This is a genomic window from Rhizobium sp. 62_C5_N11_2 (assembly GCF_051811185.1).
GTDB lineage: Bacteria > Pseudomonadota > Alphaproteobacteria > Rhizobiales > Rhizobiaceae > Rhizobium > Rhizobium leguminosarum.
Genome location: NZ_JBPWPW010000001.1, coordinates 4620436 through 4634546 on the forward strand (window position 1 = coordinate 4620436; position 14111 = coordinate 4634546).

General features: G+C 62.8%; 15 protein-coding genes. 1 reads left to right on the plus strand and 14 read right to left on the minus strand.

Going from position 1 to position 14111, the window contains the following annotated elements:
- Window positions 1-91: 91 nt before the first annotated feature.
- From phnE (AB8B31_RS22540) to phnG, 11 genes are all read right to left on the minus strand, one after another.
- Window positions 92-1435: a phosphonate ABC transporter, permease protein PhnE gene (gene phnE, locus AB8B31_RS22540; protein ID WP_128408461.1), complete on the minus strand. Its 1344-nt coding sequence runs from the start codon at window positions 1433-1435 to the stop codon at window positions 92-94.
- Window positions 1436-1442: 7 nt separating this feature from the next.
- Window positions 1443-2402: a phosphonate ABC transporter, permease protein PhnE gene (gene phnE / locus AB8B31_RS22545; protein WP_128408462.1), complete on the minus strand. Its 960-nt coding sequence runs from the start codon at window positions 2400-2402 to the stop codon at window positions 1443-1445.
- A 171-nt stretch (window positions 2403-2573) separates the two neighbouring features.
- Window positions 2574-3479 (minus strand): phosphonate ABC transporter substrate-binding protein, encoded by a 906-nt coding sequence (gene phnD, locus AB8B31_RS22550; protein WP_065277020.1) that lies wholly within the window; start codon window positions 3477-3479, stop codon window positions 2574-2576.
- A gap of 86 nt (window positions 3480-3565) precedes the next feature.
- Window positions 3566-4411 (minus strand): phosphonate ABC transporter ATP-binding protein, encoded by an 846-nt coding sequence (gene phnC, locus AB8B31_RS22555; RefSeq protein ID WP_065277019.1) that lies wholly within the window; start codon window positions 4409-4411, stop codon window positions 3566-3568.
- Between the two features lie 117 nt (window positions 4412-4528).
- A complete protein-coding gene (locus tag AB8B31_RS22560; RefSeq protein ID WP_065277018.1) occupies window positions 4529-5146 on the minus strand; it encodes a DapH/DapD/GlmU-related protein in 618 nt (205 codons plus the stop codon).
- Window positions 5143-5850, minus strand: a complete 708-nt coding sequence (phnL, locus tag AB8B31_RS22565; protein WP_065277017.1) for a phosphonate C-P lyase system protein PhnL — start codon at window positions 5848-5850, stop codon at window positions 5143-5145. Before phnL ends, AB8B31_RS22560 begins: the two co-directional genes overlap by 4 nt.
- A gap of 26 nt (window positions 5851-5876) precedes the next feature.
- On the minus strand, window positions 5877-6653 hold the full coding sequence (phnK, locus tag AB8B31_RS22570; protein WP_003544413.1) for a phosphonate C-P lyase system protein PhnK: 777 nt from the start codon (window positions 6651-6653) through the stop codon (window positions 5877-5879).
- Window positions 6650-7525, minus strand: a complete 876-nt coding sequence (locus AB8B31_RS22575) for an alpha-D-ribose 1-methylphosphonate 5-phosphate C-P-lyase PhnJ (RefSeq protein WP_003544415.1) — start codon at window positions 7523-7525, stop codon at window positions 6650-6652. The genes phnK and AB8B31_RS22575 overlap by 4 nt, the downstream gene beginning before the upstream one ends.
- Window positions 7522-8628, minus strand: coding sequence for a carbon-phosphorus lyase complex subunit PhnI (locus AB8B31_RS22580; protein ID WP_028731830.1), 1107 nt, complete (start codon window positions 8626-8628; stop codon window positions 7522-7524). The genes AB8B31_RS22575 and AB8B31_RS22580 overlap by 4 nt, the downstream gene beginning before the upstream one ends.
- A gap of 4 nt (window positions 8629-8632) precedes the next feature.
- A complete protein-coding gene (phnH, locus tag AB8B31_RS22585) occupies window positions 8633-9241 on the minus strand; it encodes a phosphonate C-P lyase system protein PhnH (protein WP_065277016.1) in 609 nt (202 codons plus the stop codon).
- Complete coding sequence (gene phnG / locus AB8B31_RS22590; RefSeq protein ID WP_065277015.1) at window positions 9241-9717, minus strand: phosphonate C-P lyase system protein PhnG; 477 nt, start codon at window positions 9715-9717, stop codon at window positions 9241-9243. The genes phnH and phnG overlap by 1 nt, the downstream gene beginning before the upstream one ends.
- 224 nt (window positions 9718-9941) lie before the next feature.
- On the opposite strand from phnG, the gene phnF reads away from it, so the two are divergent.
- A complete protein-coding gene (phnF, locus tag AB8B31_RS22595) occupies window positions 9942-10679 on the plus strand; it encodes a phosphonate metabolism transcriptional regulator PhnF (RefSeq protein WP_028731827.1) in 738 nt (245 codons plus the stop codon).
- Window positions 10680-10718: 39 nt separating this feature from the next.
- Here the strand turns inward: phnF and AB8B31_RS22600 are convergent, their stop codons facing one another.
- From AB8B31_RS22600 to AB8B31_RS22610, 3 genes are read right to left on the minus strand one after another with little or no spacing between them, the layout of a single operon-like run.
- Entirely contained in the window at window positions 10719-11354 is a 636-nt protein-coding gene (locus AB8B31_RS22600; protein ID WP_028731826.1) for a 2,3-bisphosphoglycerate-dependent phosphoglycerate mutase, read from the minus strand.
- A 21-nt stretch (window positions 11355-11375) separates the two neighbouring features.
- Window positions 11376-12200, minus strand: coding sequence for a 4-hydroxy-tetrahydrodipicolinate reductase (dapB, locus tag AB8B31_RS22605; protein WP_128408463.1), 825 nt, complete (start codon window positions 12198-12200; stop codon window positions 11376-11378).
- 15 nt (window positions 12201-12215) lie between these two features.
- The gene (locus tag AB8B31_RS22610; RefSeq protein WP_028731824.1) at window positions 12216-14003 is read right to left on the minus strand and encodes an ABC transporter ATP-binding protein; all 1788 of its coding nucleotides are present in this window, start codon (window positions 14001-14003) and stop codon (window positions 12216-12218) included.
- Window positions 14004-14111: the final 108 nt, after the last annotated feature.

Genomic DNA, 14111 nt, shown 5'->3' on the forward strand with positions numbered 1-14111 from the left:
TTGGCGGCGAACCGCAAGCAGGCTCCCGGCTAAAAGATTTCCGTGACAGAATGATGATGGCGACAGCGCCGCCACTGCTTTGATGGATGGGTCAGTGGGCTTTCGTGCCCATCAGCCGGTGGCGCAGCGCGTTCGAGGCGGTGTCGAAAATGAAGACGACGATCAGGATCAGAATGACCATGTAGGCGACGTTTTCCCAGTTGGCGTTGGTGCGCATGGCCTCCCACAGCTTGAGGCCGATGCCGCCGGCGCCGACAGCGCCGATAATGGTCGCGCCGCGCACGTTCGATTCCCATTGGTAGAGCGTCTGGCTGACGAAGACGGGAACGATCTGCGGCATAATGCCATAACGATGAACGAGCACGGTCTGAGCGCCTGTTGATTTGATGCCTTCCCGCGGCTTGTTGTCGATATTCTCGAGGCCTTCGGAATAGAGCTTGCCGAGCGTGCCGGTCTCGGTGAGGAAGATCGCACCGCTGCCGGCGAGCGGGCCAGGGCCGAAGGCGCGCGTCAGGAACAGCGCCCAGATCAGCATATCGACCGAGCGCAGGAAATCGAAGAAGCGCTTCAGGATCTGGTTCAGCAGGCGGTTCGGCGTGATGTTGCGCGCTGCCAGGAAGGCGAGCGGAAAGGCGGTAAGCGAGCCGAGCAGCGTTCCGAGGAACGCCATGACGATCGTCTGGAAAAGCTTGGTCCAGACGTCGCCGTGCTGCCATTCGCTGTTGTTCCAGATATCGTCGAAGGCGAGCGACAGGTTGGATTGGTCGGGCTTGATGCGCGGAACGGAGACGATGAGGCTGACGACCTCGCCGAACGGCTTGTCGAAGAAGGATGATTGCGTGTCGAAGATGAAATTCGCCCAGCCCATGAAACGTTTGCGGATCTTCACCCGGTCGACTGAGATGCTGACATTGCCGGCAAAGCCGAGATCCGCCAGCACGTTGTCATCATAGACTGTCATCCAGCCGGGTACCGGTCCGACGACTTTCGGCGCGCCGCTCGAAACTTCCACCGGGACGCTGACGCCATGCGCGGTGACGATCGTCTCGTTCTTGGAGACGGTGACGCTGCGGCCGGTGCCGCTGATCGAAACGGTGATGCTGCCGTCGGGATTGTTGACCAGCCAGTCCGGGTGCGGATTGTTGCCGAGCGGCGAGAAACGCGGATAACGGATGTCGATCGAGCCGTCATCCCCAATGCGGAATTCCGGTTGAACGTCGTAGCTCACCCATTGGCTGAGATAGATGCCGACGCGCTCCCAATGGGCTTCGGCAAAAAGCTTGGGCAGGTCGAAGAACCACACGGCATAGAGGCTGTAGAGCAGCGTCGCGATGAGGATCATCAGCCCGCCGAAACGCTGGCGGAACGACCGGTGGAAATATTCCGGATAGCGCGTTTCTATCTCATGCATGCGGTTTGCGTCGATCACCGTCATGGCGGCCTCAATGTTGCAGGAGGAAGGCGTGCTCGCCGACGAGGCGGCGGCGCAGCCATGCGGAGAACTGGTCGACGGCGACGATCGTCACGAACAGCAGCAGAACGAGCGCCACCGTCTTGGCGCCGAAGCCACGCGAGATCGAGAGCTTCAGCTCCTCGCCGATGCCGCCACCGCCGACGGCGCCGATGATGGTCGAGGCGCGCACGTTGATCTCAAGGCGCAGCAGCGCATAGGAGGTGAAATTCGGCAGCACTTGCGGCAGGGCGGCAAAGCGCACGCGTTCCCACCAGTTGGCGCCGACGGCTTTCATACCCTCGTGAGGCTTCATGTCGATATTTTCGGCCACTTCGTAGAAGAGTTTGCCGAGCGCGCCGATCGTGTGCAGGGTGATGGCGATGATGGCGGCGACCGGCCCGATCGACAGGATCGCCGAAAACAGCCCGGCTATGACGATTTCAGGGAAGGCGCGCAGGAACTCCATCAGCCGCTTGGTGAAGATGCGCAACGGCCATGAATTCGTCAGGTTGCGCGCGGCAAAGAAGCTCAATGGGACGGCAAAGACGAAGGCGATGATCGTCGAGATCAGCGCGACGTTGATGGTGACGATCATCAGCTCGAAATATTCGGGAATGTAGAAGGCGCCCCAGACGTAGACGCGGCCCTTGTCGAAGTTGAATTCCTCGCCGCCCTTGTCGTTGACACTCGCTATATCAAACAGCGCGCGCCAGACGTCGTGCCAATCCTTGGGGATGAGCCAGCTCAGAAAGTCGAAGAGATGCGGCAGACGGTCGAAGAAATGGCCGGCATTGCTCTCGTCGGCGAAGCGGACGGAGCTGACGAAAGCCGCAATGAGGATAACCAGGCCGAGTATGGTATAGAAGCGGCGCTTGGCGACCATCCGGTCCCAGGCGGTGCCGATCTCCTTGGTGCTCTGCATCTGCGGCTGTGTATCGGCAATAGTCATCAACGCCTCGCCTACTTCATAATTCTATCCTCAAATCGGAATCGATTTGAGGATAGAATTACGCAGAAATTCAAAGTGCTACAGCGTCCTTTGCGCGTCTAAGACGCGCGGCGCTGTAGTCAAAAGATAGAGGGCGGCCGTTGCCGGCCGCCCTCATTCGAAACGGCTCGATCAGCCGCCGATGGCAGCTTTGCGGACGTCGACGACGGCGTTGTAGAAGTCGTGCTTGACGGGCGCGTAGCCCTTGTAGTCGCCGCCTTCGACAGCGGCGAAGCACTTATGGTCCTTCTCCGGCAGAGCCGTGAAGAAGGCTGCAAGCTTCGTCTGCCACTCTTCGCCGAGAGCGTTGCGAACGACGAGCGGGCCGTTCGGGATCAGCGGCGAACGCCATACTTCGACCAGCTTGTTCGGATCGACGGCGCCCTTGTCGACTTCCTTGCGGAAGGTACCGGAGGTGTAGCCGTCCTTGAAGTCGCCGATGCCCGAGCTATCGTCGACGGCAATGTCGACCTTGCCGTCATAGGCAGCGAGAAGGTTGTTCTCGTGACCGCCGTTGAACTGGGTCGAGGCGAAGAACTTGTCGTTCGGCATGCCCGTGTCCTTCGGGATCTGCGTCAGCGGAACGAGGTAGCCGGAGGTGGAATCCGGATCGGCGTAGCCGAGCTTCTTGCCCTTGGCGTCCTTGATGGACTTGATGCCGGAGGACTTCAGAGCAAGGCCGATCGAGTAATAACCCGTCGAGCCGTCCTTCTGCTGCGTCGTCAGGATCGGCGTGACAGCCTTCGAATCCTTGATGTAGACGGCGGCGTAGCCGGAGGCGCCGAGTTCGGCGAAGTCGAGCGTGCCGCCGAGCAGGCCCTGGATCACGCCGTCATAGTCGGCGGCCGGGAAGAGCGAAACCTTCTCGAAGCCGAATTCCTGCTTCAGGTGGTCGGCAAGGCAGGCATAGTTGCGCAGGCGGTCGGTTTCGTTTTCGCCGCCGAGGATGCCGATGCGGAATTCCTTCAGGTCTGCAGCGTGGGCAGCGCTGGCGAGCGCGAAGAGCGCCGTTGCCGCAAAGAGTGCTTTCTTCAACATGTTCTCTCCTATTGACCGGTGTCCCCGGCCTTCCCGTTACGAAGAAGTGTGCCCTTGACGCGGGCGCTCGATCGCGGCTGCCTCTCTCAGAGGCCGGCCAGCGCCAGCGGCTGTGTGCCGGCGGATTGATTGTCTGCCCGCTCGGGGGCGATATTGATCGATGTCGAGGTCACCGTTTCGTCGATGCCGGCGCCGTCCTTGTCCGTCCCGTAGATTTCCTTCACCGCTTCCGCGGTCAGCTCCGAGGGCTTGCCGTCGAAGACGACGCGGCCGCCGGCCATGCCGACGATGCGCTCACAATAGTTGCGGGCGGTGTCGAGCGTGTGAAGGTTGGTGATGACGGTGATGCCCTCGCGCTCGTTGATATCGCGCAGCGCATCCATGACGATCTTGGCGTTCAGCGGATCGAGCGAGGCGATCGGCTCGTCGGCGAGAACCATCTTCGGGTTCTGCATCAGAGCGCGGGCGATCGCCACGCGCTGCTGCTGGCCGCCGGAAAGCGTGCCGGCTGCCTGCAGCGCTGTCTGCTCGATGCCGAGGCGTTCGAGAGCCGCGATGGCATGCACGCGTTCCTCGCGAGTGAAGATGTTGAGCAGGCTCATAAGCGTCGAGCGATGATTGAGGCGGCCAAGCATGACATTGGTGAGGACGTCGAGGCGCGGCACCAGGTTGAACTGCTGGAAGATCATCGCGCAGTCGCGCTGCCAGTTGCGCAACGCCTGGCCGCGAAGCCCGGAGACCTCGACGCCGGCGAAATGAATGGAGCCGGAGCTCGGCTCCTGAAGGCGGTTGATCATGCGTAGCAGCGTCGACTTGCCGGCGCCGGAGCGGCCGATAATGCCGACCATCTGGCCCTGAGGAATAGCGAGCGTGACGGAATCGACGGCGAGCTTTTTTCCGAAACGACGTGTGACATTCTTCAGCTCGAACATCATGCTCTTCCCTTGCGATCCAGGCCTTGGTCAGCATCGCATTAGTCCCGCTTGATGAACCTCACATGTCATATTTGTGTAAGTCCTGTCACAATTCTCCGCCCCTATATCGGGGGTTTAAACGCCGTAACGGGACAGAAAATCTTCCGCGCTCAGGTTGCGGAAATCCGGGAGCGCCTGGCGCAGCCGGTCGTGCTCCCAGTCCCACCAGGAAAGCCTGTCCATCCGTTCGCCGACCTCTCCTGGAAAGCGCTCGCGGATGAGCTTTGCCGGCACGCCGCCGACGATCGTATAGGGCGCGACGTCCTTCGAGACGACGGCGCCGGCTCCGATCACCGCGCCGTTGCCGACGTTGACGCCCGGCAGAATGGTCGCCCCGTGGCCGATCCAGACATCGTTGCCGATCGTCACGCGATTTGCGCGCCGCCAGGCGAAGAAGTCCGTCTCCATATCGCCGTCCGGCCAGTAGTCGGCGGCGCGATAGGTGAAATGATGCAGTGTCGCGCGCCAGGTCGGATGGTTGGTGGCGTTGATACGCACGGCGGCGGCGATATTGACGAACTTGCCGATCGTCGCACACCAGACGGAGCCGTCCTGCATGATGTAGGAATAGTCGCCGAACGTGGCCTCGCTGATGCGGCAGCGTTCAGAGACCTCCGTATAGCGCCCGAAGGTGGAATCGCTGACGGACGCCGTCTCATGAAAATAGGGCTCGATACCCAGCTTGCGGCTCATGCAGCGATCTTTCTCGGTGAGAATTGCTGGACGTCGAGGATGCGGTCGGCGACGGCTTCGCGCACCTCTTCGTCGTGGAAGATGCCGAGAAGGGCCACCCCCGCCTTCTTCTTTTCCGCGATCATGCCGACGACGACGGCACGGTTCCTGGCATCGAGTGAGGCTGTGGGTTCGTCGAGAAGCAGGATCGTATGCTCGGTGATGAAGCCGCGCGCGATGTTGACGCGTTGCTGCTCGCCGCCGGAGAAGGTGGCGGGCGGAAGCTGCCAGAGCGTTTCCGGCAGATTGAGCCTGGCAAGCAGGGCGCCCGCCTTTTCCCGCGCGGTGACGGCGTCCTCGCCGCGTGCCACCAGCGGTTCGGCAACCACGTCGATCGCCGCGACGCGCGGCACGGTGCGCAGGAACTGGCTGACATAGCCGAGCGTATCGCGGCGGACGTTGAGCACGGTGCGCGGATCGGCGGAGGCGAGATCGACGATGCGGTCATTGTGACGGATGAGGATCTGGCCGGTGTCGACGGCATAATTGCCGTAGATCATCTTGAGCAGCGAGCTCTTGCCGATGCCCGATGGGCCACCGAGCACGACGCATTCGCCCGATGCGACCGAGAAGGTGACATCGGAGACGACAGGTAGCTTGATGCCGTCGCGCAGATGCATGGTGAAGCTCTTCGAGACTTCGGAAACGACGAGGGGCGTTGCCATGATTTCTTCTTCCTTGGTTTAGGACCTCAGACCTGCAGGATCGAGGAGACGAGCAACTGCGTGTAGGGTTCGCGCGGATCGTCGAGCACGCGGTCGGTAAGCCCGTGTTCGATGACGTAGCCGTCCTTCATCACCATCATCCGGTGCGAGAGCAGGCGGGCGACGGCGAGATCGTGGGTGACGATGATGGCCGAGAGACCAAGATCGTTGACGAGGCCGCGGACCAGATCGAGCAGGCGCGCCTGCACCGAGACGTCGAGGCCGCCGGTCGGCTCGTCCATGAAGACGAGCCGCGGCCCGGTGACAAGGTTGCGGGCGATCTGCAGGCGCTGGCGCATGCCGCCGGAAAAGGCGCGCGGCTGATCGTCGATGCGGTCGGCGTCGATCTCGACGCGTTCGAGCCAGTCGATCGCCGAAGCGCGGATCTTGCCGTAGTGCCGGTCGCCGATCGCCATCAGCCGTTCGCCGACATTGGCGCCGGCCGACACCGTCATGCGCAGGCCATCCGCCGGATTCTGGTGCACGAAGCCCCAATCGGTGCGCATCAGGAAGCGCCGCTCGGCCTCGTTCATGCGGTAGAGGTCGCGGTAGCTGCCGTCGCGCATGTGATATTCGACGCTGCCGGTGCTCGGCAGCAGCCGGGTGGAGAGGCAGTTGAGCAGCGTCGTCTTGCCGGAGCCGGACTCGCCGACGATGGCCAGCACTTCGCCGGGCCAGAGCTCGAAGGAGACGTCGCGGCAGCCGATACGGTTGCCGTAGAATTTCGAAACGTCATGGACTTTGAGAAGCGGCGTATCGCTCATTCTGCAGCCTCCCGGGCCAGCATCTCGCCGGCATGTCCGTGCGCGCGGCGGTCTTCGCAATGATCGGTGTCGGAGCAGACGAACATCCGCCCGCCCTTGTCGTCGAGAACCACTTCGTCGAGATAGACATCCTCCGCACCGCAAAGGGCGCAGGGTTTATCGAAACGTTGGATATCGAAGGGATAGTCCTCGAAATCCAGGCTGACGACGTCGGTATAGGGCGGAACCGCATAGATGCGCTTCTCGCGTCCGGCGCCGAAGAGCTGCAGCGCGTCCGACATGTGCATCTTCGGATTGTCGAATTTCGGCGTCGGCGACGGGTCCATGACATAGCGGCCGTGGACCTTCACCGGATAGGCGTAAGTCCGCGAGATGCGGCCGTTATGGGCGATATCCTCGTAGAGCTTCACATGCATGAGACCGTATTCTTCGAGCGCGTGCATCTTGCGCGTCTCGGTCTCGCGTGGCTCGAGGAAGCGCAGCGGCTCGGGGATCGGCACCTGGTAGACGAGCACCTGCCCGACCCCGAGCTTTTCTTCGGGAATGCGGTGGCGCGTCTGGATGATCGTCGCATCCTTGGTATGCGTCGTCACCGCGACATTGGCGACCTTCTGGAAGAAGGCGCGGATGGAAACGGCGTTGGTCGTATCGTCGGCACCCTGGTCGATGACCTTCAGCACGTCATCAGGTCCGATGATCGAGGCCGTCACCTGAACCCCGCCGGTGCCCCAGCCGTAGGGCATCGGCATTTCGCGCGAGGCGAAGGGCACCTGGTAGCCGGGAATGGCGATTGCCTTCAGGATGGCCCGGCGGATCATCCGCTTCGTCTGTTCGTCGAGATAGGCGAAGTTGTAGCTGGCCAGATCGGTCATTCGGCGGCTTCCTTCATGTCTTCGCCACCGTTGCGGGTGGCTTCGAATTCGCGGCGCATGCGGCGGACGAGATCGAGTTCGGCCTGGAAATCCACATAATGCGGAAGCTTCAGGTGCTCGACGAAGCCCGTCGCCTGGACGTTGTCGGAGTGCGAGATGACGAATTCCTCGTCCTGTGCCGGCGCGGTGATATCCTCGCCGAGCTCTTCGGCGCGAAGCGCCCGGTCGACCAGCGACATCGCCATCGCCTTGCGCTCGCTCTGGCCGAAGACCAGGCCGTAGCCACGGGTGAATTGCGGCGGCGCCTTGGCCGAACCCTTGAACTGGTTGACCATCTGGCATTCGGTGATCTGGATAATGCCGAGCGAGACGGCGAAACCGAGTTCCGGCACATCGAATTCCACCTCGACGTCGCCGATACGGATTTCACCGGTGAAGGGGTGGTTGCGGCCATAGCCGCGCTGGGTGGAATAACCGAGCGCCAGCAGGAAGCCCTCGTCGCCACGGGCAAGCGCCTGCAGGCGCAGATCGCGGGTCATCGGGAATTCCATCGGCTCGCGGGTCAGGTCGCCGATTTCGTGATCTTCCGGCATGTCGCCATCGGCCTCGATCAGGCCCTCTTCGCCGAGGATTTCGGAGACGCGCATGACGCGGCCGGTCTCGGCTGCGCGCAGCGCGGGCGTCTCGACCGCCTCGTCAGAAAGCAGCGAGGGATCGAGCAGCCGGTGGGTATAGTCGAAGGTCGGGCCGAGCAACTGGCCCCCCGGCAGATCCTTGTAAGTCGCCGAGATGCGGCGTTCGATCGTCATATCAGCCGTGTCGAGCGGCCTGGAATAGCCGAAACGCGGCAGTGTCGTGCGGTAGGCGCGCAGCAGGAAGATCGCCTCGATCATATCGCCGCGTGATTGGCGGATGGCAAGTGCTGCGAGCGTGCGGTCGAAAAGCGAGGCCTCGGCCATGACGCGATCGACGGCGAGCGCCAGCTGCGCCACGATCTGTTCGATGCCGATCGCCGGCAGCGAACGGTCGCCGCGGCGGCGGTCGGCCAGCAGGCGATGGGCATTGGCGATGGCGGCCTCGCCACCCTTGACGGCAACATACATGAGCTCAGATCTCCGTTGCTGTGATCTTGGTGGTGCGCGGCAGGCAGAGGAAACGCTTGCCCGCCGTCAGCACGATGTCGACGCCGCGCGGAAAGAGCGCACGGTTCTCGGTCCAGAGCCGCAGGAAGGTCTCCGGCAGGCCGATGGGCGCGATCTCCGTCACGCTCTGGATGCCCGGACCCATCAGGGCCAGCCTGCGGCCACCCTCGAGTTCGGCGAGCTCGATGACAACAGTCGTCGAGCGGTCGGGGTATTCCTGCGTGCCTGATGCAAAGAGGCCGAAGGAGGAAAGTGCGGTGCCGGCCTCGGTGAAGGCAAAGCGCGCCTCGGCCTTTTCGCTGGTCAACGGCGCGCCGGCATGGAAGCCGAGCCATTCCGGCACGGCGGATCTCGCCAGTCCATGGGAAAGCCAGACGGGCGTGTCGTGGTCGCAAAGCGTCAGCGCGATCGTGCCGGCGGCGATGCCGAGCGGTGCCGGCGGAGCGACATCGGGCTGAACGGTCTGGATCGTGCCGGGGCGGGCCATTCCGTCCATCAGCATCTTGAAGACGCTCTGGGCATGGAAGACCGGCTCGGCAAAGCCACCGGTCAGAGCTTCTGTCTTCAGGCCCATCAGTTGTCTCCCCGCACCATGGTGAAGAAATCGACGCGGGTTGCCGCCGTCTCGTCCGCCTTGCGGCGTTCGGCATCGGCGATCCGTTCGGCGATCGGTAAAAGCAGTGCCTGTTCGACGAAATCCTTCGTCGCGTCCTCCTGCCAGAGCGCGTCGAAGATCGCCGCAAGCCGGGCCTTCTCGCGGTCGGTGCCGAGCGCCTGTGCATGGCCGACCGAGCCCGTGTCGAGCCGGACCGTGGCCCGCGTCACGGTCACTTCGCCCAAATTGAAGGGAGCGCCGCCGCTGCCGATGCGTCCGCGCACCATCACCAGCCCGGTCTCCGGTCCGCGCACCTGATGGGCCACAGGCTTTTGCGGCAGCGCATCGAAGACCGCCGTGAGTTCGCTGCGTTCCGCACGCGCCAGCAGATCGGCGGCGCGTTTGCGCCCGGATGCCGTCTGTGACGCAGCGTCTGTCCTGTCCGCTGGTATCATCGCCGCTTCCCTTAAAATGTCTATTGATATAGACAACCATACAAGATACATTTAGCTCTAAATCGATGTCGTGACAAGCGTGTGACATCTACAGCGCCGCGCGTCTTTTCAGACGCGCAAAGGACGCTGTAGCATTTTGAATTGCTGCATAATTCGATCCTGAAATCGGGATCGTTTTCAGGATCGAATTATGCAGAAGGCGAGAAATAGCGGGCAGGGGTGGAATGGCGGGATTGAAGCAGGTGCAAAGGCAAACCGGCGTGGCGCTGTGGCGCCAGATCGCCGATCGGATTCGCGAGGCGATCAGCAACGGAGCCTATGACGAAACGGGAATGGTACCGCCGGAAACCATGTTGGCGGTGCAATTCGGCGTCAACCGGCATACGGTGCGCAGTGCGCTGGCGGCGCTGTCGCAGGAGGGGATCGTCCGTGCGGTACAAGGTCGCGGCACGCTGATCGAACGCAAGGAGCGGCTGAATTTCCCGATCACAAGGCGCACGCGCTTTACCGCCGGCATCGGCGATCAGGCGCGTGAAATGCGCGGTCTTCTGCTCGATGAGGCGAAAGAGGAAGCGAATGCAGAGGTCGCCCGCTGGCTGGGCCTGAAGCCGGGAGAACAGGTGATCCGCCTGGAAACCTTGCGCCAGGCGGACAAGCGGCCGGTTTCAAGGGCGACGAGCTGGTTTCCGGCCGAACGCTTCGCCGGTATCGGCGAGGCCTACCGGGCGGGGGAATCGATCACCAAGGCTTTCGCCGAACTCGGCCTGCCGGATTATGTCCGGGCGACGACCGAGGTGACGGCCGCCCATGCAAGCGCAGCCGATATGGCCGACCTTGAACTCACTCCCGGTGCCATCCTTCTGATCGCCAAGGCAATGAATACCGATCTTGACGGCGTGCCGGTGCAATATTCGATCAGCCGTTTCGCGGCCGACCGGGTGCAGTTCACCATCGAGAACTGAGCGTCTTTCCCCGCCGAAGCGGGGAAAGGTCAGCTGAGATCAATGCGCGCCCGACATGTCGCCGAGTACTTCCTTTGAAGCGACGGTGGAATCCGCCTTCAGCTTGTAGACCATCGGCACGCCGGTCGCGAGGTTGAGGGCGAGCACGCCTTCTTTGTTCAGCTTGTCGAGCACCATCACCAGCGAGCGCAGCGAATTGCCGTGTGCGGCCACCAGCACCTTCTCGCCCCTGAGCACGCGCGGCAGGATCTCGGTGAGGTAGTAGGGCCAGACGCGGGCGCCGGTGTCGCGCAGGCTTTCGCCGCCGGGAGGCGGCACGTCATAGGAACGGCGCCAGATGTGCACCTGTTCCTCGCCCCATTTGGCGCGGGCATCGTCCTTGTTGAGGCCGGAGAGATCGCCATAGTCGCGCTCGTTCAGCGCCTGGTCGCGGATCGTCTGGAGATCGGGCTGGCCGACCTTGTCGAGGATGAGCTTCAGCGTGTGCTGCGCACGCACCAGCACCGAGGTATAGGCGACATCGAATTTGATCCCGTATTCGGCAAGCGCCGTACCGCCGGCATTGGCTTCCTGGATGCCGAGCTCCGTCAGATCGGGATCCTTCCAGCCGGTGAAGAGATTCTTCAGGTTCCAGTCACTCTGGCCGTGGCGAACGAGGACGAGGGTACCGCTCATGAATATGCCTCCGTAGTATCGTTATGAGGAAGAAAGCCCGAGCACATCGAGCATGGAATAGAGACCCGGCTTCTTGTCGTGCGCCCAGAGCGCCGCCTTGATGGCGCCGCGCGCAAAGATCGAGCGGTCGGCCGCGCTGTGCGACAAGGTGACGATTTCGCCTTCTCCGGCGAAAAGCACGGAATGCTCGCCGATGACGGAGCCGCCGCGCAGCGTCGCAAAACCGATCGTGCCGGCTTCACGGGCGCCGGTATGGCCGTCGCGCACCCGGACCGACTTCGAGGCCAGATCGATGCCGCGCCCCTTTGCCGCGGCCTCGCCGAAGAGAAGGGCGGTGCCGGAAGGCGCATCCACCTTGTGCTTGTGGTGCATTTCCAGGATCTCGATATCCCAGTCATCAGGGTCGAGCGCACGCGCCGCCTGCTCTGCAAGCACACTGAGCAGATTGACCCCGAGGCTCATATTGCCTGATTTGACGATGCGGGCATGGCGGGCCGCCGCGGCGATCCTGGCGTTGTCATCGGGTAAACAGCCCGTCGTGCCGACGACATGGACGATGCGGGCCTGCGCGGCGAGACCTGAGAATTCCACCGTTGCAGCGGGCGAGGTGAAGTCGAGCACGCCTTCGGCATCGAGAAAGGCGTTGAGCGGATCGTCGCCGATGATGACGCCGGTCGGGCCGAGACCGGCGATCTCGCCGGCATCCTTGCCGACGAAGGGCGAACCGGCGCGCTCGACCGCGGCATGCACCGTCACGCCGTCGATGGAATGGATGAGCCGGATCAGCGTCTGCCCCATGCGTCCTGCTGCGCCAACCACCACCAGTTTCATCGCAGCATCGCTCATGTCAGTCTCACCAGGTCAGTTTGAATCGGAGGCCGAGGGCCTCTGCAGGTTGTTGAGGCGAGCGTAAAGACCGTCGCTGACCTTCGCAAGCGTCTCGTGATTGCCTTCTTCGACGACACGGCCTTGCTGCATGACGACGATCTTGTCGGCGCGCACCACGGTCGAGAGCCGATGGGCAATGACGACGACGGTGCGTCCGGTCATCGCTTCGTCGAGCGCCTTCTGCACGGCGGCTTCCGATTCGGTGTCGAGGGCGGAGGTCGCCTCATCGAGAAGCAGGATCGGCGCATTGCGCACCAGGGCGCGTGCGATCGACAGGCGCTGACGCTGGCCGCCCGAAAGCGTCACGCCGTTTTCGCCGACCGGCGTCTCGTAACCCTGCGGCTGTGCCGAGATGAAATCATGCGCATAGGCAAGCCTGGCCGCCTCTTCCACTTCGGCATCGGTCGCCTCCGGCCGGCCATAGCGGATATTGTCGCGGATCGTGCCCTCGAACAGATAGGGCTGCTGCGAGACATAGGCGAGTTGCTGGCGCAGCGACTTCTTGGTGATGTGGGCGATGTCCTGCCCGTCAATCAGAATTTCGCCTTCGCGCGGATCGTAGAAACGCGGAATGAGGCTGATGACGGTGGATTTGCCGGCACCCGAGGGACCGACAAGTGCGGTGGTCGACCCGCCCTCGGCGATGAAGCTCACGCCGCTGAGGACGCTTTCGTTGCCATAGGCGAAGGAAACGTTGCGGAATTCGATCCTCGCCTGCGTCACGGTCAGCGGCCGGGCATCTGGCAGGTCGCGCTGGCGCGGTTCCATGTCGAGCAACTCGTAGATCATCCGCGCATTGACGACGGCGCGCTCCATCTGCACCTGCAGGCGGGCAAGCCGTCGAGCCGGGTCATAGGCAAGCAGCAGCGCCGTGACGAAGGAGAAAAAGGCGCCGGGTGGCACATTAAAGTAGATCGAGCGGTAGGCGGCATAGGCAAGCACGCTGGCGACGGCAAAGCCCGCGAAACTTTCCGTCAGCGGAGAGGTGCGCTCGGAAAGCCGGGCAATCCGGTTGGCCCGGCTTTCGGCGCCCTTGATGAGTTTGTTGACCTTGCGCTCCAGTTCTTCTTCCATCGTGAAGGCCTTCACGATGGCGATGCCCTGGATCGTCTCCTGCATCGCGCCGAGCACGTGGCTGTTCAGATGCACGGCCTCGCGGGTCGCCGAGCGCAGCCGCTTCGAAACATAGCGCAGCGCGTAAAGCAGCGGCGGCGCCATGATGAACACGGCAAGGCTGAGCAGCGGATCCTGCAGGATCATCACGGCGAGCAGCGATACGAAGGTCAGCAGATCGCGCACCGTCGAGGTGATTGTCAGGTTGAGCACGTCGCGGATGCCGCTGACGTTCTGGCTCACCTGCGCGGCGATATGGGCCGAGCGCGCTTCGCTGAAGAAGCCGACCGAAAGCGTCATCAGATGCGCATAGAGCCGGCGCTGGTAGCGGGCGACGATATCGTTGCCGACCCTGGAAAGCGCCACCGCCTGGCCGTAGCTCGCAAAACCGCGCAGCACGAAGGCGATGAAGATCGAAAGACAGATGATCCAGACGACGTCGGCGCGCCGATTGGCGAAGGCCTCGTCGATGATCGCCCGCATGATCCAGGCGGTAAACGCCGTCGAAAGCGCCACCACGATGAGGCAGGCAATCGCAAAGACATAGCCCCAGAGATGGTCGCGGCCGTTTTCAGCGATGATGCGCTTCAGGATACCGGTTACGGTATCGCTGCTGACGCTCTGCGTTCTGCTTTCCGCCGCTTCCAAATAGGATTTCCTGTCTCGGACCAAGCGCCTCGCGAGGGCGACACGCACTTTTGCCGGGGTCTATAAAGAGTTGGGACCGGTTTGGCTAGAGCGCCGCGCGTCCGGATA